The following is a 26,378-nucleotide window of genomic DNA, read 5'->3' on the forward strand; positions in this document are numbered from 1 at the left end:
AGAAAAGTGGGTAACATGAAGACTGCAGATGGCTCCTCGCACCGTTATTTGCTATACTCCGACCGCGCACGTAACCGCTTTGCTCTGGAGCTATTTCAATGCCGACCTGCTGGATCATCGCCGGACCTAATGGCGCCGGCAAGACCACCTTTGCCCTGGAGTACCTGCCTGTCGTGGCGGATTGCGCATGGCGGACACAACATCCCGGAACGCGACATCGAGCGCCGCTTCCCACGCAGCCTGCGAAATTTACTCGATTTGTTCAGTTGCAGGGTCGACCACTGCACATGCTACATGAATGATGGGGATGTCCCGGTGCTGGTTTTTGACCAAGAAGGGGCTGAGCGTGATATTCTGCACAGAGACTATTACCAACTGCTCCTGAAGGAGGCTGCAGTTTTATGAGCCCGACGGAAAAGAAACAGCCCTCGGAAGAGGCTAGGATCATACTCGAAACCCTGCAGAGAGTGGCGAAGAAAACCCTCGAAAGAAAACGCCGCCTCGGTGAGTACGCCGTAGTCTGGAAGGATGGACGACCGGTCATGATCGGTGAGGATGCCCCGAAAGATGCGGGGCGTTCCGAATGAACTCCAGCTTCAGCAAGACTTTTCAGCCGCCCTGCCGGGCGGCTTTTTTATTTCCGGCTTGAGCTTTTTTGCCGGTCAGCTTATTTTAAAATACGCAATAAGTTAAAATAAGCTCGATTCTTATTTTAAGTTCAAGGGGGTTGCAGATGAAACGGCAGCTGCAGGGAAAGTATGTGACGATATCGACCGTGGGTGAAAAAGCACGGGCTTTTATCCCCGCACCCCTGCCCCCTGACCCTCCTGTCAACTGGGATCCGGAACTGCGAAACAAGTTCGACCGGGCGCTGCTGGCCCTGGGCCGGCTGGACAGTGTTGCCACCCTGCTGCCTGACACCTCTCTGTTTCTGTACATGTACGTTCGCAAGGAAGCGGTGCTTTCTTCGATGATCGAGGGGACCCAATCGTCCCTTTCTGACCTCTTGCTGTTCGAGCTTGATCAGATCCCGGGGGTTCCCCTGGATGATGTGCGCGAGGTCAGCAACTACGTTGCCGCTCTGGATCATGGCCTGCGTCGCCTGGAAGAGGGGATGCCGCTTTCCCTACGTTTGTTTCGCGAGATTCATGGGGTTTTGCTGAATTGGGGACGTGGCGGCCACCAGGCCCCGGGAGAGTTCCGCCGCAGCCAGAACTGGATCGGGGGAACTCGGCCCGGTAATGCGGCCTTTGTTCCTCCGCCGGCCGAGGTGGTGGCTGAATGCATGGGGCAGCTCGAACTCTTCCTGCACGACCAGCCTGAACCGACACCGGTGCTTCTCAAGGCCGCCCTGGCACATGTGCAATTTGAGACTATCCACCCGTTTCTTGACGGCAATGGCCGCCTGGGGCGCCTGCTGATCACCCTGCTGCTGTGCGAGCAGAAGGTTTTACGAACGCCGATGCTTTACCTGAGTCTCTATTTCAAGACCCATCGCCAGCATTACTACGATTTGCTCAACAGGGTTCGCCTGACCGGGGATTGGGAGTCATGGCTTGATTTTTTTGCCGAGGCGGTTGTGGTGACGGCCACCCAGGCCGTGGAAACCGCGCAGCAGCTCCTTGAACTCTCGAACGGGGATCGGCAGAAAATCAGCAGCATCGGCCGGGCTGCGGCTTCGGCTCTCCAGGTTCACAGGGCATTGATGGAGCACCCCATTGCCATGTCCGGTGGCCTGGTGGAGATGACCGGGCTTGCCCCTGCAACAGTCAACCGGGCCCTGGATCGTCTGCGGCAACTGGGGATTGTGCAGGAACTGTCCATGGGGAAGCGTAACCGATTGTTCAGCTATCCCGGCTATCTGGAAATCATGGATAAGGGGACAGAATTGCCGGCTGAGTAAGCCTTTGGCCGGATTGAACGGAATCCCTTTTTTGTCTTGGGCGATTCCCGCCACCCCGGCCCACAGGGACCATGGTACCTGTTCACGCAACATATCCTTCCCGAAGAAATTAACTTTTCCAATCTCGTTGCGTTAAACTGAAAACAGGAGGCTGTCGGATGGCCGCGCCGCCCACTGGCTTTGACGGGAGGAGGACAGAATGAAAAAACCGGGTCCCGTGCAACAATCCCGCATCCCTGTCATCAGACAGAAGATGGCGCGTCGGGTCGAGGTGGTGATCCTCTTCATCCTGTTGTTCGTCTCGACCCTGCACCTGCTCCGGCTGCTGACCGGCACCGAGATCATCATCGCCGGCCATCTCATCCCGATCTGGACCAGCCTGGTCGGTTTTTTCGGTCCATTGCTGCTGGCGGGGTTGTTCTGGTGGTCAAGGCATTGATGCTTCACCGCCATCTCATGACCTGATTATCACCTTTCATCCCGTGCCGCCTGAACTCTCAACTGAGGGAGGTGCTATCATGCCGGGTGTCGTCGATATCGGGACGATTGCCGAACAACTGGGAGTGCCGCCGGACTGCCTGCTCCCCTATGGTCGACAGGTCGCCAAGATCCACCTCGACGCCCTGAAGCGACCCTCGTCGGGTGTCGGGAAACTGGTTCTGGTCTCGGCGACCACGCCGACTCCGGCCGGGGAGGGCAAGACCACGACCTCCATCGGCCTGGCGCAGGCGCTGGCGAAGCTCGGCGCCTCGGTCTGCCTGGCCTTGCGCGAGGCCTCGCTCGGGCCCTGCCTCGGCAGGAAGGGCGGCGCCACCGGCGGCGGACGCAGCAGCCTGGTCCCCGCCGAGCGCATCAACCTGCATTTCACCGGCGACTTCCACGCCGTCACCAGCGCCAACAATCTCCTGTCGGCAATCATCGACAACCACATCTATCACGGCAATGCCCTCGCCATCGATCCGCGGCGGGTGGTCTGGCGGCGGGTGATGGACATGAACGACCGCAGTCTGCGGCATATCATCGTCGGTCTTGGCGGGACCGGGCAGGGGATTCCCCGTGAGGGAGGATTCGATATCACCGCCGCCTCCGAAGTGATGGCGATGCTCTGCCTGGCCGAAGACAGCGAGGACCTGCGGCGGCGGATTGATCGCACCCTGGTCGCCTACCGCTGGGACGGCGAGCCGGTCTATGCCGGCGAGCTGGGGGTGACCGGCGCCATGCTGGCGCTGCTGCGCGACGCCATTCATCCCAACCTGGTACAGACCGGAGAAGGGGTGCCGGCCCTGGTTCACGGCGGCCCTTTCGCCAACATCGCTCACGGTTGCAGCAGCCTGATCGCCACCCGGATGGCGCTTCATTATGCCGACTGGGGGATCACCGAGGCCGGTTTCGGCTTCGACCTCGGGGCGGAGAAGTTCTTCGACATCAAGTGCCGTCTCTCCGGACTTGACCCGGTCGCGGTGGTGCTGGTGACCACGGTGCGGGCGCTGAAGATGCACGGCGGGCAGCCGCCGGGGAACCCGGGCGCGAAAAATATCGCCGCCCTGCGGCGCGGACTGGTCAATCTTGACAAGCACATCGAGAATGTCGGCAAGTTCAACAAGCGGCCGGTGGTTGCCCTCAACCATTTTGCCGGCGACAGCGAGCAGGAAATCGCGCTGGTGGTGAAGCGCTGCGAAGAGCAGGGCGTCGCCTGCGCCGTCTGTCGTCATTTCGAGCAGGGCGGGAAAGGGGCGATCGAGCTGGCCCGGGCGGTGATGGACGCTGCCGCCAGTACCCCCTTCGCTCCCCTCTACCCGCTTGACTTGCCGGTTGAGGAAAAGATCCGTGTCATCTGCCGGGAAATCTACGGTGCCGACGATGTCGCCTTCACCCGCCAGGCGGAACGGGATCTGCGCCAGGTGACACGGCTCGGTCTCGATCACCTGCCGGTCTGTGTCGCCAAGGCGCCGACCTCTCTCTCCGACAATCCCGCCTTAAAAGGCCGACCACGTGATTTCGACATTACCGTGCGTGCCGTGCAGGTCAATTCCGGCGCCGGTTTCCTGGTGGTGCTGACCGGGGATGTGCTGCGCATGCCGGGGTTGCCGAAGGCGCCCCTGGCGGAGCGGATTGATCTCGGCGCGGATGGCCGTATTGAGGGACTCTGATCTCTGTTTTCAATCAAACCCGGCATAACGGACTCCTGCGGCATCATTCCCTCTGAGAATCCTGTGAATCTGGAAACCTTTCTCCAATCCGAAAATCATGTACACCAAATCTTCCGACCTGCGTCTAAGGAGTATGTCCGGATGGAATTGAGAGTTGCAGGATCGGCCTGTCTGTTTCGGACGCAGGCGCCCCTTCGCTGAAGGGGTGGAACTCAACACGGCAGTCACTGTTGATGTTTTCGCAAAAAAGCATCAACAGTGTTGACTAAGCAAAAAGCGCCAGCAGCAAGGCGCGCGATTGTCGAGCAATGAGGCGTGCTTACGTACGTTGAAGCAGCGAGACAAGCGCAGCAACGCAGCTGCTGGTGAGTTTTTGCGACGCCATCACTGTTAACAGAACAAATTGGTCAAGGAGAAACAAAAATGTCGTCTAAAAAAATGCTTATCGTAATGCTCGCCCTGGTTGTCAGTGTCGGTAGCGCCGGTATGGCAGTCGCCGGAAGAGGGGGCGGAGGCTCTCACGGTGGGGGCTTTTCCGCGGGGCATGGAAGCATGAACCGGTCGATGGCGGATCGGTCCTACAATACGATGTCGTCCCGAAGCATGGATCAGAACCGGCATCAGTCCCAGAATCAGCATCAGAACCGCTCAATGACGGGGACTCAGGATCATTCGCAGGCGGGGAATGGTTTTTTGCACAACAATGACCGGACGCACGACGGCACCGGCATCCATTCTGAAACTCCCGGCGAGTAACAGTCGTTGTCACATCATCTATTTTGAATAAGTAAACGGGGCCGCCGGAGACTCTTCTCCGGTGGCCCCAGTTTTGTGACAGGGGGATATTGCCGGCCGGGGAGGGTAACCGGAAATGTTTGCAAGGGGCTCACGGATTCAGGGTATACTTATCTCCGTTCAGGGTCCGTCAAACTTTCTCATCAGGTCGCCACTTATGGATAACAATAAGATCTTTACCAGAAACGTCATTGAGACAGTGATTAAAGTCACCATCCTCGGGGCGTTGGTTGTCTGGTCTTTCCTTCTGATGAAACCGTTTCTGGTGCCGGTTGTCTGGGGCGGAATCCTGGCAGTTGCCACGGATCCTTTTATCACCAGGGTTGCCAGGCTGCTGGGCGGACGAAAGTCCCTGGCCGCAATCCTGTTTGTGCTGGTGATCATCACCGCTCTCATCATTCCCAGCGTCGTTCTGGTCTCGTCCTCCATCGATACGGTACAAACCCTGACCGTGCGGATCCAGAAGGGCACGCTGAATATTCCTTTGCCCCCGGCCAGGGTTGCCGACTGGCCGCTTATCGGAGAGTCTGTCTATGAAACCTGGCAACTGGCGTCAACAAATCTGACCGAGGCCCTGGGGCAATTCGCGCCCCACATCAAAAAAGCCATCGGACCGTTGCTCAACTCTGTCGGCGGCGGCCTCGTCGGACTGTTGACCGTGATGCTCTCAACCTTTATCGCCGGTTTCTTTCTCGCAAAAGCAGATCCGGTCGCGGCAACGGTTCAAAAGATCGTGACCCGCCTTGCCGGTGACCGAGGCGTCGAAATTACGACCCTGGCCACCGCGACCATCCGCGGGGTCATGCTCGGTGTTGTCGGGGTGGCCATCGTTCAGGCCGTTCTCGCGACCGCCGGCATGCTTATGGTCGAGGTTCCCGCTGCCGGCATCTGGGCGATTCTGGTTCTGATCTTCGCCGTTGCCCAATTGCCGCCGATTCTGATTCTCGGGCCGGTCGCCGCCTATGTTTTTTCAGTGTCCGAGACCACTCCGGCGGTCCTCTTCCTCATCTGGTCCATTGTCGTCAGTGCCAGTGACGGGTTTCTGAAGCCTCTGCTCATGGGCCGCGGTGTGAACATTCCGATGCCGGTTATCCTGATTGGGGCCTTAGGAGGGATGATGCTCTCCGGGATCATAGGCCTCTTTGTCGGCGCCGTGGTTCTTGCCATCATGTATTCGCTGTTCAAGGCCTGGATGGATGAAGACGAAGACGTCGAAAGAGCGACTTAAGAGTGCACAGCTCCCAGCGCCCATCAATAGATTTACATTCGAGCTGAAATCAGATAAGTTGTCGTCATTGTTTGACTTGCCCTGGAGGGATCATGCTGGATCAGAGGGGGACAACTTGAGGGAATGATGACCGTTCGTGTCGGCCTGTGCCGAGCGGGCGGTTTTTGGTTGAAAGGGCCGCCGGTGATGGGCCCGTTGCCCATAATGGGGAAAAATGACCTTCGGCAGGTGGACAGAGGACAGTCATCCAGGTCTGCCCCGGATCGGGAGAGGAGGAGCGTGAGCGAAAAATCCACGTATCAGCCACCCTTCACCATGACTCCGGAGATTCAGGACCGGGTCGCCGCGATCAGCGACGCCATCAGACATCTGACGGTGCTTACTGATCAGGCCAGGATGCTGCGGCTGCGGCGCGCCAACCGTGTCCGTACCATTTACGGTTCCCTGGCCATTGAGGGGAACACCCTGAGTGAAGCTCAGATAACCGCCATCCTGGAGGGCCGGCGGGTGATCGCTCCGCCCCGCGAGGTGCAGGAGGTCAAAAACGCCCTGTCCGCTTACGACCGGTTTGAAATCTGGCAACCCGAGATAGAAAAGGACCTGCTGGAGGCGCATCGCATTCTGATGACCGGATTGATTGACGAGGCGGGTATCTACCGACACGGCGGGGTGGGAGTCATGGCGGGCCGGCAGGTCATTCACATGGCACCCCCGGCAGAGCGGGTGCCGCAACTGATGGGGGATTTATTCAGCTGGCTGACGACAACCGACGCCCATCCACTTATTGCCAGTTCTGTCTTCCACTACGAGTTCGAGTTTATTCACCCCTTTGCCGACGGCAATGGTCGCATGGGAAGACTGTGGCAGAGTCTGATTCTGGCCCGCTGGAATCCTCTGTTCGCGGATATTCCGGTGGAAAGCCTGGTCTTCGAACACCAGAACGAGTATTACCGGGCCTTGCAGGAGAGTACCCGCCTGACAGACTCTGCGCCCTTCATCTCTTTCATGCTGCGGATGATTCTGGCGGCCGTGAGCGTATCCGTTCCCCAGGATGCCCCCCAAGTCAGCCCCCAAGTCAGCAAACTGCTGACGGTGATCCGAGGTGAGATGAGCCGCGAGGCGTTGCAGTCCGTCCTTGGGTTGTCGGATCGCAAATCCTTCCGCCGGCGTTATCTCCTGCCGGCCCTGGCCGATGGCCTGATAGAAATGACCCTCCCCGACAAGCCCAACAGCCGCCTGCAGCAATATCGCCTCACCGACAAGGGCCGCCAATGGTTGAAGCAGTATGGCGATGGTTGACCCGAGTTGACTCACGTCTGCCGGAACTTTATCCCCGGGGGCTCAAGGGTTTATCAGCGTCTATCGGCGACTGAGGCTTTTTCCTCTTTCCAAGCGCCCAGCGCCCAGCGCCCTATGCCCAGCGCCCATCAATTGATTTACATTCGCGCTGAAATCGGATAAGTTGTCAGCATTGTTTGACTTGTCCGGGAGGGATTCATGCAGTACCAGAGGGGGACAACTTGAGGGAATGATGACCGTCCGTGTCGGCCTGTGCCGAGCGGGCGGTTTTGGTTTCGGGAGGGAGGCATGAGCCACATGGATGTGGTACGCATCGAGCGATCGATCAGGATTATTCGTGGGGATAAAGTTATCCTTGATGAGGATCTGGCTGCCTTGTATGGAGTCGCGACTAAAAACCTTATCCAGGCCGTCAAGCGAAATATGGATCGGTTTCCTGCCGACTTCATGTTTCAGTTGATAAATCAGGAATTTAAAGACTTGAGATCACAAATTGTGACCTCAAGTCAGTGGGGTGGTAGGCGCACACCACCCTATGCATTTTCCGAGCAGGGCGTGGCGATGCTTTCCAGCGTGCTTCGCAGTCCGAGGGCCGTGCATCTTCTATCAGTTTCTGCGCCTTGGAAATTTTTCTGTTAATTGGTTCTTGCTTGCAGGGAAATTTTGTGACATTCTGTCACAAAATTTCCCTGATTGAGGTGGATATGGAACAGGAACCGATTTGGATCGTTAAGAGGGCAGTGGATGCTTTGGGCTATGAACAAACTGCAGATGAACTCGGCAAGTCAGCAAGGACAGTGCGGAGATGGGTTGCGGGAGAAGCCAGCCCTTCGAAAAGTGATTTACTTGTGTTGGAACAACTTCTGTTTGACTTCTATCGTCCAGCCCAAGGGACAGGTGATTTTACTTTTATTGATTTATTTGCTGGTATCGGCGGAATAAGGAGAGCCTTTGAGGCTTACGGTGGGAGATGCATTTTCACCAGTGAATGGGATGAATATGCGCAGAAAACATACAGAGCCAATTTTGATGACAGTCATGATCTGGCAGGTGACATAAATGAAATTATCGGTGAAGTAAGAACTCATATCCCGCAAACCCCCGATGTACTGCTTGCAGGTTTTCCCTGTCAGCCGTTCTCTATCGCAGGGGTGAGCAAAAAGAACGCACTAGGCCGTCCTCACGGATTTGCATGCAAGGACCAAGGGAATCTCTTTTTTCATATAGCATCAATGCTTGAAGACCTCAGACCTCCTGCTTTTCTGCTTGAAAATGTCAAAAACCTTGAACGACATGATAAGGGAAAAACATTCGACGTAATCAAGTACACTCTTGAAAAGGAACTGGGGTATCAGGTTTTTCATAAGGTGATTGACGCAAAGGGGTTTGTACCGCAACATCGGGAACGAATATTTATAGTTGGCTTTGATGGTAAAACTGATTTTTCATGGAATGACCTCAACTTGCCTGATCCGAAGTCGAAGACCTTGGGAGATATACTGCTTCCTGATGACGAGGTTGATGCAAAGTACACTCTTTCAGATAAACTTTGGTTGTACCTTCAGAATTATGCCGCCAAGCACAAGGCTGCTGGAAATGGTTTTGGGTTTGGAATGACTAAACGGGAAGACATTGCCAGAACGCTCTCAGCTCGATACTACAAGGATGGCAGTGAAATTCTCGTATATCAGGGGCCCAAGAAGAATCCGAGGCGTCTTACACCACGTGAATGCGCTCGACTTATGGGTTATCCGGACTCTTTCAGAATCCCTGTCTCAGACACTAGGGCCTACAAGCAGTTTGGAAATTCGGTTGTCGTTCCAGTTGTTCAGGAGGTTGCTCGTATTATGGTTCCTCATGTTTTGGCGCTTAAAAAAGCTCGTGTCAATAAGTATGAAGTTGTTCTTTGCTCTTTTGGTAATCCAGACCACGGACAAGTTAGTCCCCAAAGCCCGAGCCGAAGAGTGTGGGTTGATTCTCTTGACGAGGCCTCGAAGTCTTGCCGGGAGTATATCAATCAGTGGAATCTTGGAAGTGGTAACTGGACAGGGGAGGCGGGTAATGTTTACCTGAATGGTATTAAGGTTGCTTCCATATCTTACAACGGAAGAATATGGAGTGAGAATTTAACGTTATCATCTAATGGCTGATATTGTTGATAAGAAAACAAGAAGCCGGATGATGTCAGGTATCCGGGGTAAGAACACCCGCCCAGAGTTACTAATCCGGAGAAAGTTGCATTCTCTAGGCTTCAGATATCGTATTCATGATAAGCGTTTTCCTGGCAAGCCTGATATTTTGTTGCCAAAGTACCATGCTGCAATTTTTGTTCATGGATGTTTTTGGCATGGTCATGATTGCCATCTTTTTAAACAACCAACTTCTAATATCATTTTTTGGAAGAAAAAAATTGAAAGAAACAGGCAGTTAGATATCAAAAACAGAGAATTGTTTAAAATTTCTGGTTGGCGACTTCTTATTGTTTGGGAATGTTCATTGAAGGGGAAAAAGCGTCTGCTTCTTGATGATGTCATTCAGAGAATATCAGATTGGATAAAGTCCGATAATTTAGAATGTGAGATTAGGGGGTATGAAACTTCAGACACTAAAAACGATGATGGCAGATAACGGTTGCCGGACCATCATTTGTAAGGTCCTGGCTGCCAATGATAACAGGAAACAACAGATTTATCTGGGGGGGAATTTTACAGCAATTAATCTACTGCCGTTCCGAGAGATTCGACCAGACCCTGATAAATCTCATATCCTGAAGGCTGGACTTGATTTCTGGTGGCTTTCTGAAGATGGATCTAGTCATCCCGCACCTAAAGCTCAGCTTATACTTTATTCACAGTACCCTGAAGTACGGTTTTCAGGGTTTCTTGCGCGATGTCCTAATGCCCCTTCCGAAATGATGGATGAGTCCCTAAGGTTGTCGGGAAGAATCCTCTTCATGGGTATTCGGCAAGATGGCAAGATTGTTGGATACCTTTGCCACCCTGAAAGTGAACTTGCTAAGGAATTTAGGACATTAAAAGGACTGTCTCAGCAAGGAGTATTTATAGAACTGGGGCTGGATGAGGAATCCGGCCAAGAAGAAATTGTTCTCCTGACTGAGCTTAGAAGAATCTATATGATGGGCTGGATAAGGTCGAAGCGTTTGGGTAGCAAAGGGCAGTTACTTCCATGTGAGGCCCCACAGTGCGGTGGCTACACCTTGGAGGCGGAACTTGGAATTATCCCTAATGGTGTTTCAGAACCAGACTTCCACGGGTATGAGGTGAAACAGCATAATGTCACTTCGTTTGACCGTATAGATGTAGGTGTGTTGACACTCATGACTCCTCAACCAACTGGTGGGTATTACAAAGAAAAGGGGGTAGAAGCATTTGTCCGCAGGTTTGGCTATCCAGACATGACAGGCAGGGCTGGCAGGGAAGACAGGCTAAACTTTGGGGGTATTCATAGGGCAGGAGTACGCCATTCAAGAACCGGACTTACGCTTTCCCTGATTGGTTTTGATCCGGTTGAAGGAAAAATTCACGATGCTACTGGTGGTATCGCCTTGCTTTCCAGTACTGGTGAGGAGGCCGCTATCTGGCACTATGCAGATATCATGAAGCATTGGAACAGGAAACACGCTAAAGCCGCTTACGTCCCGAGCATTAAAAGGAAAACCCCGGATTTATGTTATCAATACGGCAGCGTTGTTCGGATAGGTGAGGGGACTGATTTCCTGTTGTATTTGAAAGCCATGAACGAGGGGCAGGTTTATTACGATCCAGGGATTAAACTTGAGAATGCATCTACAAAACCAAAGGCCAAGCATCGGAGCCAGTTCAGGATGAAGTCGGCACACCTTCCGAGTTTGTACCATCGAATGAGAAAGATTGATTTGTCAGCGTGGTCAACTTCTACCTCTACAACATGACCATCGCTTGTGTCGCCGGGCACGGCAAGTTGTCCAAAAAATATGAATGCGGTTGCAAGGTTTCGGTCGTCACGACATCCAGAGATAACTGGAATGTTGGCACCTATAACACCTAGGAGACGTTGTTAAGAAATTCACTTTCTCAGCCGTTCAAAGTCCTGCTCCTTGAGCAAGCCCATGTCCAGGTAACGCTTTTGCCCCCACTTGGTACCGGCAATGGGATCCGGGGCTGATTGCCCTAGAGCAACCGGTCGGTCTTGCTGGCCATGATGAAGTCGTTGCGATGCAGACCGCCGATCTTATGCGGCCCCCGGTCTGTTGCGATTGCTGAAATCCGCGGGCACGGGACTGGATTTCTGATATTCTGAACGCTGAACATCAGTTGTCCGGGATACCAATGAAACAGCTCCTCCCCATCCTCTTCGGCTCACTTCTGCTCCCATCTCCGGTCAGTGCCGCGCTGGAGGGCTCCTTCGTCTATTTTCCCACCGCCGAGCTGGTCACCACTCCTGCCGCGGTCGGGCTGGCGTATGAAGATGTCTTCTTCACCGCAGCGGACGGCACCGCGTTGCACGGCTGGTATCTTCCCGGAGAGCCGGGCAGGCCGCTGCTGGTTTTCTGCCACGGCAATGCTGGCAACATCTCCCACCGGGTCGACAATCTGCGGCTGCTGCGTGAGTTGGGGCTGACGGTTTTTATCTTCGATTATCGAGGTTACGGGCGCAGTTCGGGTACGCCGAGCGAAGCTGGAACCTACAGCGACCTGCGCGGCGCTCTCGTCTGGTTGCAACAGAAGGGCTGGAAGCAGGAACAGATGGTCTATTTCGGTCGCTCCCTGGGAGCTGCGGTCGCTCTGCAGCTCGCTCTCGAGGAGCCTCCGGCAGCTCTGATTCTCGAATCGCCCTTTACCTCCATCGGGGCGATGGGCAGGCATCACTCACCGCTGCTCTGGCTGCTTGGCGGTTGGCTGCTGAATACCCGTTACGATAGTCTGGGCAAGATATCCGACCTTAGAGTGCCGTTGATGATTCTCCATGGCGATGAGGATGAAATCGTCCCCCAGCAGATGGGGCGGCAGCTGTTCGAGCGTGCGCCGCAGCCGAAACGGTTTCATTCCCTGCCGGGGGCAGGGCACAACAACAGCTACGAGGTCGGTGGAGAGGCCTACCGGAACTGGTGGCGCGAGTTTCTGACGGAAATACGCTGACCGACAACCGGGGGACGTTGTTAAGAAATTCACTTTCTCTACCTCGATAATCCCCAAGTTCCCGTTCTGAAACAGAGACCAATTGACAGCATCTTTGTCTGGTGCTATTAATCGACCATTGAGGAGGTGCCGATATGAGGGTGAAATTTTCTGAAGATATCGTCCCTTTAACGGACATGAAGGTGAATCCGGGGAAGATCGTCAAGCTTACCAACCAGACTCATCGTCCCATCCTGCTGACCAGTCGCGGTCGAGGCATTGCGGTTATGCAGTCCCTTGAAGATTTTGAGCGTGCCGAAGAAGAAAAAGAGTTCATGCGGGCCGTGGTGGCGGGGCTTGATGATCTTGACAACCAGCGGGAGGTCGACCTCAAGGCGGCAAAAGAACGTCTGGGTCTGTAAAGATGTCCAATCAGCTCCCTTGTGTGACCATTTCCTTTGCCGAATCTGCAATAAGGGATTTGGAAGATGTTCTGGATTTTTACCGGGAACAGCAGGTACCGGAAGTCGGCGATCGATTTGTCAGAGAGATTGTCGCCGCGGTTGAAAACTTGAGTGGCCATCCTGACCGGGGGAGAATTGTTCCGGAATTCAACAGCCCCCAACTGAGAGAGCTGATCCATCCCCCCTTTCGAATTGTTTATCGGCGTTTCCCGGAGAAAATCAGTATCGTTCGCATCTGGCGGAGTGAGCGGCTGTTGCGATTGCCGGGGTGACAACCGGGGGGCGTTGTTAAGAAATTCACTTTCTTTCCCTTGACAACCCGGTCGTTCCCGGCTGTTATCTGCTATAACTTCAAGTCACACCTCAACACTTGCAACCAGGAGTCAACCCATGTCGCTGCTGAAACGAATGTCCCTGGTCATCGCTGCCATCCTCTTCTGTTTCCCTCACCTTGCCCTGGCCGCCGGTCATGAACAGACCACGACAATCGGTGGTGGGCAGGCCCATCACATGAAGCCGCAGACCTTACATCGTGTCCCGCTTTCCCCCGAACTGCGGACGCTGCTCAACCAGGAAATGGGGTTGATCCAGCAGGGGGTGATGGAGCTGGTGCCGGCCATCGCGGCCGGCGACTGGGACAAGGTTGCCGACATCGGCCAGAAGATCAAGGCGAGTTTTATTCTCAAGCAGAAACTGACTGCGGCCCAGAAAGAGGAGCTGCACCGGGTGCTGCCGCAGCAGTTCATCGAGATGGACATGGATTTTCACACGTCGGCGGGGATGCTGGCCCATGCGGCGGAGATGAAGAACGCGGATGTGGTCAACTTCTACCTTTACAAGATGACCACCGCCTGCGTCGCCTGCCACGGCAAGTTTGCCACGGAACGTTTTCCCGGGTTGGCACAGGGTGCCGATGAGGGTCATCAACACTGAACCAGGACGTTGTACCCGCAGGGATTGGGGGCTGAATGAGCTTTACGCGCCATCAGCCCCGTTGCCCGGATCGATCGCCAGAAATTCCCCCTTTGCCATCATCTCCCACCTCAGGTCGTCATCCAGCGGCTCGGATGAAACCAGGCAGGAGTTTTTCGCGTAAGCCTTGTAGAGAGAATAGTAGTCCGCCTCTTTGGTGTAATCCCGATAGGCGAAGAGTTTGCGGCCGTCACTGAACAGGCAGTTCAGAGCCGAGAAGTCGTGCTTCTGCCGGATCAATGCCGCCGTGGCGAGAAAGTCCCGCCCCAGATTTCCCGTTGTTCCGCTCATGACGTGATAGAAGAGGACCTCGGTGTCGCGGGAATCATCCCTGAGCCCCGGCCGGGTGATACCAGGGAGCAGCCCCTGGTAGTCGTAGACCACGCCGTTGTGAAAAAAGACCGTGTCGCCGAGAAAGAACGGATGGGCGTGGCGGGTGCTGGAGGTGTTTTCCCACGCCGATTTTCGCAGGTGCAGGATCATTGTGTGCCAGAAAAGTCCGTACCTGTAGGAAAAATATTGTTGCTCTTGTCAGTTTGAAACTGCGGGTTCCTCGCTAAAGATTTCATCAGACCAGACCCAATAAGTATAAAAACCAGTACCGACTGATAAATTGTCTACTTCAACTATTACTAAATTCTTCTGACTGACAATTTCTATTCTTGGTTCAAGATTAACTATTTCTCCATCATTATTTATTTGTATTGATTTTAACTTTTTCGGAAGATATTGTTGAGAAGGAAAGTATATTAGTTGTCTTATTCTTTCAGTATTTGCTACTATTATTGTTCCCATATAGTCGTGATATTTTGTGAATAATACATTTTTATATAAAATTCTATGAAGAGTGTCGTCTTGCGCAAGTTCAGGACGGTATCCTATCTTTGTTTCCCATTCTGCTTCACTGATGTTTATATAGTGTTTTCCGATATAATTATTTGAGTAAGTTTTTTCAAGTACGCTTGTGTATGACCCTATACCATGTACTAATGTATCAACTTGGTCAGATATTGATTTGTCTTTTTTGATCTCACCAAAACTTTTTCTTGATGTTTTAAAAATAAAATCTTCATTTGTTAAAGACCGTATGGTGTAAATTTTCAAACTTCGATATGAAAAAACGTCAACTTTTTTAGTAAAATCGTATCTGTGTATAATTAGCATGCTAGGTATATCGAACTTCATATTGTTTTTATTGTGGTCTAGCTTGTTGTTAATATTTATATCAGTATTTATGCCTGTTGATATAGAGTCTATATTTGAAGTAATTTTTTTTATTTGTAGTGATAGGTAGTTGATTACAATGAATAAAATTGCTAATATCGAAACCAGTGGAATAGCTATCTGCATATAGGATGTTCCTAGATATTCCTTACAAATTACAGTTATTGCTATACATATTATAGTTATACCAATAATTGCTATGCCACCAATTTTGTAAACGTCACGAATTTCTTTTATTATTCTTGAAATTCCACTTGCTGTTGAATCTATTGATTTGTGATTTACTGCCATTGTTCTCTCCTTAATTGGTAATTCGAGTTAGTTTCTATTTTTTAAGAAAAACCTTTAACTATGTCCGGATCGGCGAACGCCGCGTGGAGCTGCTCCGCCTTCTCCCGCGGCGAGGGGAGAGTTTCGGGGAACTGCGGGTTGACGACGTTGAAGCCGAGCGCCGACAGTTGCCGGAGGCCGGCGGCAAAGTCGCGTTTTTTCCGGATCAGGTAGCTGGGGGTGATGATGAAGACGTTCTTCAAGGGAAAATCTCCGTGATGTCGGACATTTTGTTCAATTCTGTAACCATACTTAAAATTGGCCTTCAAGACATCAAGAAAATAGGATATTGCTGGGGAGCAGTGATGGTTCAGGACCTTTAAAGCAGACATCGCCGGTGGCGACCGGCAGCGCCTTCCTTTTCTTGCTTGTCCAAGAAAAGGAAGCAAAAGAAGGACACCCCAACCTCAGCCACCCGACGATCGGGTGCCCTCGCTGCGCGATCTTTTCATCCTGCGCTCACCCTGTTCGCCACACCGCAAGATGAAAAATCGCTTGTTCGGTGGCTTCACATGGGGCCCCGGGATAAGCAGTTGATAAAGACCTTACAGATTTCTTCGGTTTTTGATCTTCGCCTTTCGTCCCATGGCATAGCGCCGGGAGCGGCTGGATTAAAACCGATCAGCTGCGCGAACTGTCTGAGCGTAGCGAGTTTTCGCGCAGCCGGTTTTCATCTTGCCGCTGCCGGGAACCTGCTCAGCAGGCGCGGAGAGTTGGGACACGCCCTTTTCTGCATACTCTTTTGGAGCGAGCAAAAGAGTATGGCGGAGTCCGGGCCCGCGAGCCCGGGATTTTGGCCTTTTAAATCATAAGAAAGGTCATTGCAAATCGGAGGTTGCCAAAAGAACTGTATAACGTCACCATGGACAAAGATGACACCTTTCAAACGACTTCAATCGATACTTTTCATCCTTTGCCTGCTCCCCGGCCTTGCCCCGGCGGCCGACTCGGCTCTGGTCAACCTCGGCCGCTGGAGCGATGCCGAACTGGCGCGGATCATCACGGCGGCACACCGGCTTGAGTCGCCGGGTGAGCAGATCGTGGCCATCTCCAGCCACTTCCTCGCGACCCCCTATGTCGCGCACAGCCTGGTCGGCGGGCCGCGGACCGCGGAGCGGCTGGTCATCAACCTGGCGGGGTTCGACTGTTTTACCTTCCTTGACACGGTTGAAGCCCTGCGTCGCGCAGCGGACCCGGCCGATTTCCCCGTACAGCTGCGACAGGTCCGTTATCGCGGCGGCAAGGTGGCCTATGAGAACCGGCGACACTTTTTCAGCGACTGGGTCGCCGTAGCCGGTACGGAGATTGACGATGTGACCGCAACCGTGGGGCAGGGCAGGTCCCGGGTTGTCGTCAAGCAGCTCAATCTCAAGGATGACGGTGGTCGTTGGCTGCCGGGGATTTCCGTCACGCGGCGGGAGATCGTCTATATCCCTGCGGGCAGCATTGACGGCAACCTCCTGGCAGCCCTGCAGGCGGGCGATTATGTCGGCATCTACAGCGATAAGGCGGGGCTCGATGTCAGCCATACCGGGCTGCTGGTGAAGAAGGGACAGCGTTTCCTGCTGCGCCATGCCTCCTCGCGCGATGGTGTCAGGCGGGTCGTGGATGTCGATCTGCCGGAGTACCTGCGGGGAAAACCGGGGCTGGTGGTCTACCGCGCCAGGACGCCGGCTTTTTCATCAACTCTGCGTTGCAGGCCCGCTTCGCTTGTGCGACGTAGCTGCCGCTACGCCTCCGCGCTCATCGAGACTGCGCCTTGATTTGATAAAAAATTCAGCGTCTTGTAGCTGTGGTGTGGAATTGGCCGACTGTGTTGTCAGAGCGTCGGCTCATTCGGCCAGTACGAACCTGCCGTTCTTGACCTGGACCATCACCATCGAATCGACGCCCAGGCCGTTGTGGTCCTGCGGGGTGATGTTGTAGGTGCCGGAAACCCCGACGTAGCCCCTGGTGTTCTCAATCGCGGCACGCAGTTTTTCGGGATCGGTGCCGACCTTCTTCATCGCGTTGGCGACGATGGTGATCGCGTCCCAGGCGTAGCCGGAGTGGGTGTTGATCGGGAACTGCTTGTCGTAGCCCTTTTCCCTGTAGAGGCGGATGAACTCCTGAATGACCGGTTTCTGCGGATCACTGTCGGGCAGCTCGTCCACCACCATCAGCTTGGTCGCCGGCATCCGGTCCCCTTCGCTGGCCTTGCCGGCCAGTTCGATATATTTCGGGTCGGGCAGGCCGTGGCACTGGAAGAGCGGCAGGTCGATGCCGAGCTGGACCTTGTTCTTGGCGATGATCGATCCGGCCGGTCCGATGGTCCAGGCGATCAGCGCCTGGGGATTGGCGTTGCGGGCCTTGGTCAGCTGAGAGGTCATGTCGGTGTCGCGGGTGCCGAAGGATTCCTGGCTGACGATCTTGATGCCGTATTTGGGAGCCAGCTTCTTCATCCAGCGGGCGCCGTCCTTGCCGAAGCCGTCGGCGGCGTTCAGCAGCGCCACTTTGGTCAGGCCCTTTTTCTTCAGGTAGATGAACAGGCGCTCGACGGCGATGCTGGAGCGCTGGGGGGATTTGAACACCCAGTCAAAAGGTCCGAAACGGTCGCCGCCCATGATCACCGGGTCACCGCCCACGGTCATGAAGATCGGCACTCGGCCCTTGTGGACGACCTTCTTGACGCTCATGCCGGTGTCGGTCAGGGTCGGTCCGATGATCGCCCTGACATGCTCCTTGTAGATGAATTTCCTGGCGATGGATGTCGCCTTGGTCGGGTTGGCTTCGGTGTCGGCGAGGACCAGCTGCAGCTTTTTACCGTTGATGCCGCCCTCGGCATTGATCTTGTCGACCACCATCTCGGCGACCAGTCTGGTCGGGGTGCCGATGAAGGCGGCGCGCCCGGACTGATCGAAGAAGGCGCCGATCTTGATGCTGTCAGCGGCCAGCAGCGGCGTTGCCGTCAGCAGCAGGGCGATCAGGATTCCCGTCATTCTTTTCATTGCAGATCTCCTTTTCAAAAAAATTCAATTAAACCGGAATCAACGAGTTGGCTGCCGGTGAACAACCCGGCCTGTCAATACCATAGCCCAGCCGCCGAAGTTAAACAATCTCATCCTGGATCCGGGTATCGAACACCCGCCGGCTTTTTCGTTCCGAGCGGGGCAGCTCCCCGTAGTCGACCAGTTCAATGTCCACCGAGACCAGCAACTGTTTCTTGATCTGGTGGACGGCCTCGTGGATCAGTTCCGCGCCCCGCTCCCGGCTGACCCCCTCGGCCCGTTCGACAACCAGACGCATATGGTCGCGTCCCGAACTTTCACCGCGGGTGAGGTGGATCTGGTATTCCGACCCCAGGCCGGGGACCGCGGAGAGGATGGTTTCGATGCTTGAGGGATAGATGTTGACGCCGCGGAACTTGATGGTGTCGTCGGAGCGTCCCTTGATCCGTGAATGCCTCGGCAGCAGGGAACCGCAGGCGCACCTGCCGGGGATGATGCGGGTGATGTCGCGGGTCCGGTAGCGGATCAGCGGCGCGCCCTCCTTGGCCAGGGTGGTGACCACCATTTCACCCCATTCACCCTCCGGGACCGGTTGCAGGGTTTCGGGATCGAGGATTTCGAGGATGTAGTAATCCCCCCAGTAGTGGATGCAGTCATGCTCGCGGCACTCGATGCCGGTGCCGGGGCCATAGAGTTCAGTGAGGCCGGTGATGTCGAACAGCTCGGCGCCGCCGAACAGTTCGGAGATCTTGCGGCGCATCGAACGGCTGGAGCGTTCGGAGCCGTAGATGATCTTGTTGACCGCTATCTTGTCGGCGATGCCGCGATGGTGAATCTCTTCGGCCATCAGCAGCGCCATCGAGGCGGTGGAGCAGAAGACCGTCGACTGGAAATCGAGCAGGAACTGGATCTGCATATCAATATTGCCGGGTCCGACCGGCACCGCCAGGGCGCCGACCTTTTCACAGCCGAGCTGAAAGCCCATCCCCGCCGTCCAGACGCCGTAGCCGACCGCGATCTGTACCCGGTCGAGGGGCGTCACCCCGGCCATCTGGTAGCAGCGGGCGAAGAACCGGGTCCAGTCATCCAGGTCCTTCTGGGTGTAGCACAGCACTTTGCGTTTGCCGGTGGTGCCGGAGCTGGCATGGACACGTACGACCTGTTCAAAGGGCACCGAGCGCAGCGGGAAGGGGTAGCCTTCACGCAGGTCGTCGGCAGTGGTGAAGGGCAGCCGCCGCAGGTCATCGAGGGATTGGATGCTGTTCGGGTTTATCCCGGCCTGATCGAGCCTGTTTCGATAAAAAGCGCTGCCCTCAAAGGCGTGGCGGACGGTCCACTGCAGGCCGCGTAGCTGGTGGTCCCTGAGTTCTTCTTCCGAGTTGAACTCCGGCATGAAATTCTGCTGTCGCATATCAGGTTTCTCCAGACGGATATTGGTCAGGCCGGCCGCCCCCAGGCGGCTGGCGGCCGGATTGCTGTTGCTGGCGGAGCCGAGGAAGGCCGCGCGCAAAACCGGGTCGCCCAGCAGTTCGCGGGCAGCCCCTTTTTCGACCACCCGGCCGTTGGCCAGCAGGCAGGCGTTGTCGGCCGCCGACAGGGCACGGGCGGCGTTCTGCTCGACCAGCAGGATGCTGGTGCCGGCACGGGCCAGTTGATGAATAATGGCAAAGATCTCGTCGGTTATCAACGGCGCCAGGCCGAGGCTCGGCTCATCGAGCAGCAGCAGTTTCGGTCGCGCCATCAGCGCCCGGCCCATCGCCAGCATCTGCTGCTCGCCGCCGGAGAGGGTGCCGGCCGGCTGTTCCCGGCGTTCACCCAGCCTGGGGAAGCGCTGGTAGATTTCGTCACAGCGGGCCTGCAGCTCTTTCCTGCCCGGCTTCTGCACCAGGGCGCCGAGTTCCAGGTTTTCCCGCACGCTGAGATCGGGAAAGACCTCCCGGCCCTCCGGGGAGAGGGCCAGGCCGTTGCGCACCATCTGTGCCGGGCTGGCAGCGGTCACATCCCGACCCTCCAGCAGAATGCGTCCCTGACTCGGTCTGAGAAGACCCATGATGCACTTGAGCAGGGTGCTCTTGCCGGCGCCGTTGGCGCCGACCAGCGCCAGGGTTTCTCCGGCGGCCATTTCCAGGTCGATGTCGAACAACGCCTGGGCGGCGCCGTAATGGGCGTTGAGGTTTTCAATCCTGAGCATCTTCAGGCCGTTGCCTCCATCCGTCCCAGGTAGGCTTCCAGTACCAGCGGGTTGCTGCGGACCTCATCCGGGGTGCCGCGGGCGATGCAGCGTCCACTGTCGAGGACCACCACCTGGTCGGCGATCTCCATCACCAGTTCCATGTCGTGTTCGACCAGCAGCAGGGTCTGGCCGGCGGCGCGCAGCCGCTTCAACTGCTCGCCGACAGCGGCGGTTTCGTCGACATTGAGGCCGGCAACCGGTTCATCAAGCAGCACCAGTTGCGGTTCGGAGACACAGGCGCGCGCCAGTTCGACCCGTTTCTTGTCACCATAGGCCAGTACCGCCACCGGCAACCGGGCCTTGTCGGCCAGCTCGAAGCGGTCGAGGGCCTCAAGGGCGCGCAGTTTCAGCCGGCGTTCCCGGTGCCGCAGGTAGGGCAGTCGCAGCATCGCCATGGTCAGGGAGCGCCCCGCTTCGCAGGTCAGACCGGTAAGAACGTTGTCGAGGACCGAAAGCCGTGGAAAAAGTTTCAGGTTCTGAAATGTGCGGGCGATGCCGAGACGGGCGATGGCATGCGACGGCTGTCCAACCAGCTGTTGATCAGCAAAGCGGATTGACCCCGAGGTCGGCGCCAGGACCCCGGTGACACAGTTGATCAGGGTGCTTTTGCCCGCGCCGTTCGGGCCGATCAGGGCTGTCACCTGCCCGCGCGGCACGGAAAAACCGACCCGGTCGAGGGCCGGCAGACCGCCGAATTTTTTGCTGACTGCGTCAAGATGCAGCATTTTTCTGCCCCTTCAGAACCCATCGATTCCTGATCATTTCATACAACCCGGTCATCAGGCCGCGGGGTAGAAACATCAGGATCAGGACCAGCACCAGTCCGTGAACAAGATCCTTGTAGTTTTCAAAGACATCGATCCATTCCGGCAGCAGGGTCAGTAATCCGGCGCCGATCAGCGATCCCCAGATCGATCCCATGCCGCCGACCACGACCATGATCGCCAGGTCGGTCGAGGCGAAAATATCGAAGGAATCGGGACTGATGAAACTGTAGCAATGAGCAAACAGGCTTCCGGCGATCGAGGCGAAGACCGCCGAGAGGACGAAGACCTTGATCTTGGCGCGGCGGATATCGACCCCCAGCGCGGCGGCGGCTGTTTCATCTCCGGCCAGCGCCGCCAGGCCGCGGCCGACCCCGCTGCGTACCAGGTTCAGGGCCAGCAACAGGGCCAGCAGGGCAAAGCTCCAGAGCAGGTAATGCAGACGGACTTCATCATCGAAGACAAAACCGCCGATGCTCAGGAAGGGGATGCCGGGAAAGCCGCTCGGGCCGCCGGTGACCTGGTCCCACTGCAGCATGATGGTGTGAACGACGATGTTGCAGCCGAGGGTGGCCATGGCCAGGTAATGGCCGCTGAGGCGCAGGGTCGGAATTCCGACCAGCAGCGCCACCAGGGCGACCAGCAGCGCGACTCCGACCATGGCCGGCCAGGCGGGCAGGCCGAAGGTCACGGTCGCAATCGCCGACCCGTAGGCACCGAGGCCGAAGAAGGCCGCGTGGCCCAGCGAAATCTGTCCGGCGTAGCCGATGAACAGGTTGAGCCCGACGACAATGATCACGTAGATGGCGATCAGGTTGGTCAGGCCGAGGGTGTAGGGGTTGTCTTCATACAGCGGAAACAGAACCAGCGCCAGGGTCAGGGCGGTGACCGTCAGGCCGGTACGGTGCAGGTAGATGAAGTAGAGAATTTTCTCTTTGTCGGTCATTAGTTATGATTCAATCCCTGATGAAACGCTTCAAGGTTCTGCCGGGCAAATTTTTGTGGTGCCAGCTGACGGATCGCCGTTTCACATTCATCGACACAGCAGAACAGCGCCTGCTTCCTGACCGCCAGTCCAAGCAGCACCAGGTTGGCCAGCACCGCGTTGCCCAATCCGCGGGCGATCGCCGAGGCGTCGATCCGTTCTCCCGGTCCCGCTGTAGCGGCATTGAGATAGAGCCCGCCTTCCGGCCTGATCAACGTCTGGTGAACTGACAGGTTCTCTTCCCACAACAACAGGCCCAGGTCCGCCTGTCCGGCGCGGATCAGCGGGCTGGCAAAGTTGTCGACCTTGATGGTCGAGAGGACAGTGCCGCCGCGCTGGGCCATGCCGTGGGTTTCGGAGGTCAGCACCGGGAGACCCCGATTGACAGCCGCCTGGGCGATGACCCGGGTCAGAAACAGCACACCCTGGCCGCCGATACCGCTGACGATGATCTGCTGTTTCATGATGTTTCCTCCCTGACGATCGCGTCGACCGGGCAGACCGGGATGCAGGTGCCGCAGCCGATGCAGCGGTCCGGGTTGATCCGGGCGATATTCTGTTCACTGTCCATCGACAATGCCGGGCACTCAAAGGCGTCGACGCACCGACGGCAGCCCACGCAGCTTTCTATGACGCTCACCTGCCAGCTCGGCTGGGCCTTGCGGACCGCGGGATCCATGATGCAGCCATGCCGCGAGATCAGCACCGCTACGCCGCCCTGCTCACCGCGGATGTAGTTGTCGGCCTGCCTGAGCAGCTTCTCGAAGCGTGGTTTGTCGTAGGGATCGCAGATTTCCAGGAAGTCGACCCCGCTGGCCCTGACCAGGGGCTCGATGGCCACCGCCCGGGTCTTTCGGCCGTCCGCGGCGAGTCCCAGGTGCGGCACCGGCTGACCGCCGGTCATGGCGGTGGTGGCGTTGTCGAGAATCACGACGATGATACGCGCCTGCTGGATCACCGCGTTGATCAATGCCGGGATGCCGGCATGAAAGAAGGTCGAGTCGCCGATGGTGACGACAATGGTCGGGAACTCACCGTCCTGGGCATAGGCCTGGTAAAAGCCGACCCCCTGGCTGATGCAGGCCCCCATGCAGTGAACGGTATCGACCGCGCCGAGATTCAGGCCCAGTGTATAGCAGCCGATATCCGACGGGAAAATGCCCTTGGGGAAACACTGCCTGATGCTGTAGAACGCGGCGCGATGCGGACATCCGGGGCAGAGCGAGGGGCGCTGACCACGTTTTTGCACCGGCAGTTCCGGCGGCGCGGGCAGGTCGAGAAACGCAGCCAGAACCCGGTGAATGATGTCCGGGGCCAGCTCCCCCTCGCGCGGAACGGCGCCGTCCTGCTTGCCGACCGTGCCGGGGTGGGCGAGTTGCAGCTCGATGACCGGGTAGGTTTCTTCCAGCACCAGCACCCGACTGTAGTCCTGCCGCAACCGGGCGCTGAACTCGGGATTGAGCGGGTAGGGCATCAGCACCTGGAAAAGGTCAACCCGGCCGCTCAAGCCCAGTTCGTCGAGCAGGTCGACCAGGTGAGCGCAGGCGATCCCCGAAGCGACCAGGGCGACGCGTGGCCGGCTGCCGTCCCCTTTCGTCAGGCGTGGCTGCAGCCCCGGCTCGCGGGCGATTTCCTCCAGCCCGGCGTTGAGCCTGCGGTGCAGCGGCGGGAGAAAGGCCGGGGTTGCCGCCCAGCGGGTCGGATCTTTCTCGAAGTTGGCGCCGCGTTCCAGTTTGAGCGGCTTCTGCCGCTCAACATTCTGGCGTGAATGGCAGATGCGGGTGGTCGGCCGCAGCACCAGGTTCATTTCATACTTTTCCGACAGCTCAAAGGCCAGCGGTACCAGTTCTTTTGCCTCAGCCGGACTGGCGGGGTCGAGGACCGGGACCCGGGCCTGCAGACAGAACAGGCGGGTATCTTGTTCATTCTGCGAACTGTGCGGTCCGGGGTCGTCGGCGACGATGGTCAGCATCCCGCCCTTGACGCCCAGGTAGGCGGTACGCATGAAGGGGTCGGCGGCGACGTTGAGGCCGACCTGCTTCATCACCGCGACTGAACGCTTGCCGGTATAGCTGGCAGCCAGGGCGACCTCAAAGGCAATCTTTTCGTTTACCGACCACTCGATGTGCAACGGCTCTTCTGCCTGTTCCCGGTGGTCGATGACTGCCTGCAGGATTTCTGTCGACGGAGTGCCGGGATAGGCGGCGGCGATCTGGCAACCGGCTTCGATCAGCCCCCGGCCGATGGCTTCGTTGCCCATCAGCAGTTCGATCTGTTGTTTCATTTTCGGTTATGACCTCCCCAACAGCCCTTTCGGGCGGATAAACAGCACCAGCAGCAGCACGACGAAGGCCACCACGTCCTTGTAGGCGCTCGACAGGTAGCCGGCTGACAGCGATTCCAGCAGCCCGAGGCCGACGCCGCCGAGAATGGCCCCGGGAAAGGAGCCGAATCCGCCGAGGATGGCGGCGGCGAACCCCTTCAATCCGAGCAGCACCCCGACATCATAGCTGAGGGTGGTGATCGGCGTGACCAGCACGCCGGCCAGACCGCCGAGGGCGCCGGCTACTGCGTAACTGGTCATCCTGACCCGCCCCGGCGGGATGCCGACCACCGCGGCGGCGGTCGGGTTGCTGGCGACGGCGCGCATCGACAGCCCCAGCGAGGTGCGGTAAAAAAACCAGGTCAGCAGGCCGATGGCGACACAGGTCAGCAGCAGCAGCCACAGGGCCTGGGGAAGAACCGTTGCTCCGAGGATGCTGATCGGTTCATCCGGGGTCAATGGCGGCAGGGCCATGCGGTTTTTGCCCCAGATCAGTTTCATCAGGCCGCGCAGGATAATCGACAGGCCGACGGTCAGGAAAATCAGCACCAGGTGATGGTCGGAGCGTGAAGGGCGCAGGCCGATCCGTTCGACCAGCATCGCCACCAGGGCCACCCCGGACACCGCCAGCAGCAGACCCGGCACCATCGGCAGTCCGGCGGTAAACAGGGCTGAGAACATCAGCATGCCGCCCAGCGAAACGAAATCGACCTGGACGAAATTGACAATCCCCATGGTGTTGCTGACAACACAGAATCCCAGCGCGATCAGGGCGTAGACCGCCCCGCTGGTGAGTCCGGAGAAGATGAATTGCAGCAGGTCCTGGGTGGTGTGCACGGAGATTTTCTCCCGGTCCTGAATCCATGACTGTGCGCTGACCACCGACACGGGGCGTACAGATTCAGGCCTGTGAAAAAGACAGGGTAGGGTACACGGATTGGAAGGTCAAGAAAACATCCGGGAGTCTGTTGACTATCCGGGTTGTCGCGGGAGCCTTCAGCTGGTCAATCAATGGACCGCTTCGACCGCCCGCTGTTTTTCAACCTGCTGCCAGCCCTTGGCCCGCATGCAGACGCGGAAGGCGCTTCGGGCGGCCCTGACATAGCCCGGATAGTCGTAGTAGCCGTAGCCGAAGCTGTGGCGGTAGGCAAAGGGGTAGCCGTAGTAGTAGGATCGGTTGTAGTATCTGCCGTAATAGGGTGGATAATCGACGCTGCGCCAGGTCTCGTCCTGGACGATCTCGTCGCAGGTTTTCTCGGCCTGCAGGCGTTCCTTATCCCCCAGCCCTGACGGATGCTGCCAGGTCAGGTAACTGCCCCCGGAACAGGCCGTAAGCAGCAATGCCAGTAACAACGGAGTGAGGCTTTTCATTGCAGTACCTCCACGGATGAATCAGGAGCCGATATTTCGTCCGGCTTTCGTTCGTTTCCATTGTACCGCGGATGGTGATGTGGTGCTGTGACAGTGTCCTGAATCAGTGGGTCCCTTGTTGGCGGACAGCACAAGTCATTGATCTGCCTGAGCTTCCCAAAAATCACCAGCGAACCTATGGGTGCGCTTCAGATTTTTGAAAATCTCATTCAGACCAAGCACTTGCACTCTCC

At 56.7% G+C, this 26,378-nt stretch carries 24 protein-coding genes and 3 pseudogenes; 16 read left to right on the plus strand and 11 right to left on the minus strand.

What is annotated here, in order from left to right:
• Positions 1–98: 98 nt before the first annotated feature.
• The 15 genes and pseudogenes from B5V00_RS06110 to B5V00_RS06185 all read left to right on the plus strand — a co-directional run bounded on the left by B5V00_RS06110 (position 99) and on the right by B5V00_RS06185 (position 13,889).
• A pseudogene (locus tag B5V00_RS06110) lies at positions 99–405 on the plus strand (hypothetical protein).
• Complete coding sequence (locus tag B5V00_RS06115) at positions 402–587, plus strand: hypothetical protein (protein WP_085009883.1); 186 nt, start codon at positions 402–404, stop codon at positions 585–587. Before B5V00_RS06110 ends, B5V00_RS06115 begins: the two are co-directional and overlap by 4 nt.
• Before the next feature lie 146 nt (positions 588–733).
• On the plus strand, positions 734–1,903 hold the full coding sequence (locus B5V00_RS06120; RefSeq protein WP_085009884.1) for a Fic family protein: 1,170 nt from the start codon (positions 734–736) through the stop codon (positions 1,901–1,903).
• Positions 1,904–2,102: 199 nt separating this feature from the next.
• Positions 2,103–2,342, plus strand: a complete 240-nt coding sequence (locus B5V00_RS06125) for a hypothetical protein (RefSeq protein ID WP_085009885.1) — start codon at positions 2,103–2,105, stop codon at positions 2,340–2,342.
• A 79-nt stretch (positions 2,343–2,421) separates the two neighbouring features.
• Positions 2,422–4,053 carry a formate--tetrahydrofolate ligase gene (locus tag B5V00_RS06130; protein ID WP_085009886.1) on the plus strand — a complete coding sequence of 544 codons (1,632 nt, stop codon included), beginning with the start codon at positions 2,422–2,424 and terminating at the stop codon, positions 4,051–4,053.
• A gap of 952 nt (positions 4,054–5,005) precedes the next feature.
• A complete protein-coding gene (locus tag B5V00_RS06140) occupies positions 5,006–6,076 on the plus strand; it encodes an AI-2E family transporter (RefSeq protein WP_172399637.1) in 1,071 nt (356 codons plus the stop codon).
• A 315-nt stretch (positions 6,077–6,391) separates the two neighbouring features.
• On the plus strand, positions 6,392–7,375 hold the full coding sequence (locus B5V00_RS06145) for a Fic family protein (RefSeq protein ID WP_085009908.1): 984 nt from the start codon (positions 6,392–6,394) through the stop codon (positions 7,373–7,375).
• A gap of 288 nt (positions 7,376–7,663) precedes the next feature.
• Positions 7,664–7,972, plus strand: a pseudogene (locus tag B5V00_RS06150) (ORF6N domain-containing protein); the annotation flags it as partial.
• A 107-nt stretch (positions 7,973–8,079) separates the two neighbouring features.
• Positions 8,080–9,246: pseudogene (dcm, locus tag B5V00_RS06155) on the plus strand (DNA (cytosine-5-)-methyltransferase); the annotation flags it as partial.
• A 271-nt stretch (positions 9,247–9,517) separates the two neighbouring features.
• A complete protein-coding gene (locus B5V00_RS06160; protein WP_085009889.1) occupies positions 9,518–10,003 on the plus strand; it encodes a very short patch repair endonuclease in 486 nt (161 codons plus the stop codon).
• Positions 9,966–11,306 carry an MvaI/BcnI family restriction endonuclease gene (locus B5V00_RS06165; RefSeq protein WP_216355463.1) on the plus strand — a complete coding sequence of 447 codons (1,341 nt, stop codon included), beginning with the start codon at positions 9,966–9,968 and terminating at the stop codon, positions 11,304–11,306. The genes B5V00_RS06160 and B5V00_RS06165 overlap by 38 nt, the downstream gene beginning before the upstream one ends.
• A 397-nt stretch (positions 11,307–11,703) precedes the next feature.
• A complete protein-coding gene (locus B5V00_RS06170; RefSeq protein WP_085009890.1) occupies positions 11,704–12,513 on the plus strand; it encodes an alpha/beta hydrolase in 810 nt (269 codons plus the stop codon).
• Positions 12,514–12,647: 134 nt separating this feature from the next.
• Positions 12,648–12,914, plus strand: coding sequence for a type II toxin-antitoxin system Phd/YefM family antitoxin (locus B5V00_RS06175; RefSeq protein ID WP_085009891.1), 267 nt, complete (start codon positions 12,648–12,650; stop codon positions 12,912–12,914).
• Between the two features lie 2 nt (positions 12,915–12,916).
• Entirely contained in the window at positions 12,917–13,228 is a 312-nt protein-coding gene (locus B5V00_RS06180; protein ID WP_085009892.1) for a type II toxin-antitoxin system RelE/ParE family toxin, read from the plus strand.
• A 118-nt stretch (positions 13,229–13,346) separates the two neighbouring features.
• A complete protein-coding gene (locus B5V00_RS06185; protein ID WP_085009893.1) occupies positions 13,347–13,889 on the plus strand; it encodes a hypothetical protein in 543 nt (180 codons plus the stop codon).
• A gap of 42 nt (positions 13,890–13,931) precedes the next feature.
• On the opposite strand, the gene B5V00_RS06190 is transcribed toward B5V00_RS06185, so the two are convergent.
• The 3 genes from B5V00_RS06190 to B5V00_RS06195 are packed head-to-tail and all read right to left on the minus strand — an operon-like array spanning position 13,932 to position 15,685.
• Positions 13,932–14,411 carry a class II glutamine amidotransferase gene (locus tag B5V00_RS06190; RefSeq protein WP_085009894.1) on the minus strand — a complete coding sequence of 160 codons (480 nt, stop codon included), beginning with the start codon at positions 14,409–14,411 and terminating at the stop codon, positions 13,932–13,934.
• A gap of 48 nt (positions 14,412–14,459) precedes the next feature.
• Positions 14,460–15,443, minus strand: a complete 984-nt coding sequence (locus tag B5V00_RS16875; protein ID WP_139800678.1) for a hypothetical protein — start codon at positions 15,441–15,443, stop codon at positions 14,460–14,462.
• 41 nt (positions 15,444–15,484) lie between these two features.
• Complete coding sequence (locus B5V00_RS06195) at positions 15,485–15,685, minus strand: LD-carboxypeptidase (RefSeq protein ID WP_245803918.1); 201 nt, start codon at positions 15,683–15,685, stop codon at positions 15,485–15,487.
• A 669-nt stretch (positions 15,686–16,354) separates the two neighbouring features.
• On the opposite strand from B5V00_RS06195, the gene B5V00_RS06200 reads away from it, so the two are divergent.
• Positions 16,355–17,245 carry an N-acetylmuramoyl-L-alanine amidase-like domain-containing protein gene (locus B5V00_RS06200; RefSeq protein WP_085009895.1) on the plus strand — a complete coding sequence of 297 codons (891 nt, stop codon included), beginning with the start codon at positions 16,355–16,357 and terminating at the stop codon, positions 17,243–17,245.
• A gap of 69 nt (positions 17,246–17,314) precedes the next feature.
• Here B5V00_RS06200 and B5V00_RS06205 read toward each other — a convergent pair whose 3' ends face one another.
• The 8 genes from B5V00_RS06205 to B5V00_RS06240 all read right to left on the minus strand — a co-directional run bounded on the left by B5V00_RS06205 (position 17,315) and on the right by B5V00_RS06240 (position 26,145).
• A complete protein-coding gene (locus tag B5V00_RS06205) occupies positions 17,315–18,469 on the minus strand; it encodes an ABC transporter substrate-binding protein (RefSeq protein ID WP_085009896.1) in 1,155 nt (384 codons plus the stop codon).
• 100 nt (positions 18,470–18,569) lie between these two features.
• Positions 18,570–20,660 (minus strand): ATP-binding cassette domain-containing protein, encoded by a 2,091-nt coding sequence (locus B5V00_RS17515; RefSeq protein ID WP_085009897.1) that lies wholly within the window; start codon positions 20,658–20,660, stop codon positions 18,570–18,572.
• Positions 20,661–20,662: 2 nt separating this feature from the next.
• Entirely contained in the window at positions 20,663–21,427 is a 765-nt protein-coding gene (locus B5V00_RS06215; RefSeq protein ID WP_085009898.1) for an ABC transporter ATP-binding protein, read from the minus strand.
• A complete protein-coding gene (locus B5V00_RS06220) occupies positions 21,414–22,412 on the minus strand; it encodes a branched-chain amino acid ABC transporter permease (protein ID WP_085009899.1) in 999 nt (332 codons plus the stop codon). Before B5V00_RS06220 ends, B5V00_RS06215 begins: the two co-directional genes overlap by 14 nt.
• Positions 22,412–22,915: a 2-oxoacid:acceptor oxidoreductase family protein gene (locus B5V00_RS06225; protein ID WP_085009900.1), complete on the minus strand. Its 504-nt coding sequence runs from the start codon at positions 22,913–22,915 to the stop codon at positions 22,412–22,414. The genes B5V00_RS06220 and B5V00_RS06225 overlap by 1 nt, the downstream gene beginning before the upstream one ends.
• Positions 22,912–24,735 (minus strand): thiamine pyrophosphate-dependent enzyme, encoded by a 1,824-nt coding sequence (locus tag B5V00_RS06230; protein WP_085009901.1) that lies wholly within the window; start codon positions 24,733–24,735, stop codon positions 22,912–22,914. The genes B5V00_RS06225 and B5V00_RS06230 overlap by 4 nt, the downstream gene beginning before the upstream one ends.
• 6 nt (positions 24,736–24,741) lie before the next feature.
• The gene (locus B5V00_RS06235) at positions 24,742–25,611 is read right to left on the minus strand and encodes a branched-chain amino acid ABC transporter permease (protein WP_139800679.1); all 870 of its coding nucleotides are present in this window, start codon (positions 25,609–25,611) and stop codon (positions 24,742–24,744) included.
• 171 nt (positions 25,612–25,782) lie between these two features.
• Positions 25,783–26,145 (minus strand): hypothetical protein, encoded by a 363-nt coding sequence (locus B5V00_RS06240; protein WP_085009902.1) that lies wholly within the window; start codon positions 26,143–26,145, stop codon positions 25,783–25,785.
• Between the last annotated feature and the right edge of the window lie 233 nt (positions 26,146–26,378).

It is taken from the genome of Geothermobacter hydrogeniphilus, from assembly GCF_002093115.1.
In the GTDB taxonomy this organism is placed as follows: Bacteria; Desulfobacterota; Desulfuromonadia; order Desulfuromonadales; family Geothermobacteraceae; genus Geothermobacter_A; species Geothermobacter_A hydrogeniphilus.

Coding starts and splice junctions, on each gene's coding strand:
- B5V00_RS06115 (WP_085009883.1), top strand. CDS start 402: ATGAGCCCGACGGAAAAGAAACAGCCCTCGGAAGAGGCTAGGATCATA.
- B5V00_RS06120 (WP_085009884.1), top strand. CDS start 734: ATGAAACGGCAGCTGCAGGGAAAGTATGTGACGATATCGACCGTGGGT.
- B5V00_RS06125 (WP_085009885.1), top strand. CDS start 2,103: ATGAAAAAACCGGGTCCCGTGCAACAATCCCGCATCCCTGTCATCAGA.
- B5V00_RS06130 (WP_085009886.1), top strand. CDS start 2,422: ATGCCGGGTGTCGTCGATATCGGGACGATTGCCGAACAACTGGGAGTG.
- B5V00_RS06140 (WP_172399637.1), top strand. CDS start 5,006: ATGGATAACAATAAGATCTTTACCAGAAACGTCATTGAGACAGTGATT.
- B5V00_RS06145 (WP_085009908.1), top strand. CDS start 6,392: ATGACTCCGGAGATTCAGGACCGGGTCGCCGCGATCAGCGACGCCATC.
- B5V00_RS06160 (WP_085009889.1), top strand. CDS start 9,518: ATGGCTGATATTGTTGATAAGAAAACAAGAAGCCGGATGATGTCAGGT.
- B5V00_RS06165 (WP_216355463.1), top strand. CDS start 9,966: ATGAAACTTCAGACACTAAAAACGATGATGGCAGATAACGGTTGCCGG.
- B5V00_RS06170 (WP_085009890.1), top strand. CDS start 11,704: ATGAAACAGCTCCTCCCCATCCTCTTCGGCTCACTTCTGCTCCCATCT.
- B5V00_RS06175 (WP_085009891.1), top strand. CDS start 12,648: ATGAGGGTGAAATTTTCTGAAGATATCGTCCCTTTAACGGACATGAAG.
- B5V00_RS06180 (WP_085009892.1), top strand. CDS start 12,917: ATGTCCAATCAGCTCCCTTGTGTGACCATTTCCTTTGCCGAATCTGCA.
- B5V00_RS06185 (WP_085009893.1), top strand. CDS start 13,347: ATGTCGCTGCTGAAACGAATGTCCCTGGTCATCGCTGCCATCCTCTTC.
- B5V00_RS06190 (WP_085009894.1), bottom strand. CDS start 14,411: ATGATCCTGCACCTGCGAAAATCGGCGTGGGAAAACACCTCCAGCACC.
- B5V00_RS16875 (WP_139800678.1), bottom strand. CDS start 15,443: ATGGCAGTAAATCACAAATCAATAGATTCAACAGCAAGTGGAATTTCA.
- B5V00_RS06200 (WP_085009895.1), top strand. CDS start 16,355: ATGACACCTTTCAAACGACTTCAATCGATACTTTTCATCCTTTGCCTG.
- B5V00_RS06205 (WP_085009896.1), bottom strand. CDS start 18,469: ATGAAAAGAATGACGGGAATCCTGATCGCCCTGCTGCTGACGGCAACG.
- B5V00_RS17515 (WP_085009897.1), bottom strand. CDS start 20,660: ATGCTCAGGATTGAAAACCTCAACGCCCATTACGGCGCCGCCCAGGCG.
- B5V00_RS06215 (WP_085009898.1), bottom strand. CDS start 21,427: ATGCTGCATCTTGACGCAGTCAGCAAAAAATTCGGCGGTCTGCCGGCC.
- B5V00_RS06220 (WP_085009899.1), bottom strand. CDS start 22,412: ATGACCGACAAAGAGAAAATTCTCTACTTCATCTACCTGCACCGTACC.
- B5V00_RS06225 (WP_085009900.1), bottom strand. CDS start 22,915: ATGAAACAGCAGATCATCGTCAGCGGTATCGGCGGCCAGGGTGTGCTG.
- B5V00_RS06230 (WP_085009901.1), bottom strand. CDS start 24,735: ATGAAACAACAGATCGAACTGCTGATGGGCAACGAAGCCATCGGCCGG.
- B5V00_RS06240 (WP_085009902.1), bottom strand. CDS start 26,145: ATGAAAAGCCTCACTCCGTTGTTACTGGCATTGCTGCTTACGGCCTGT.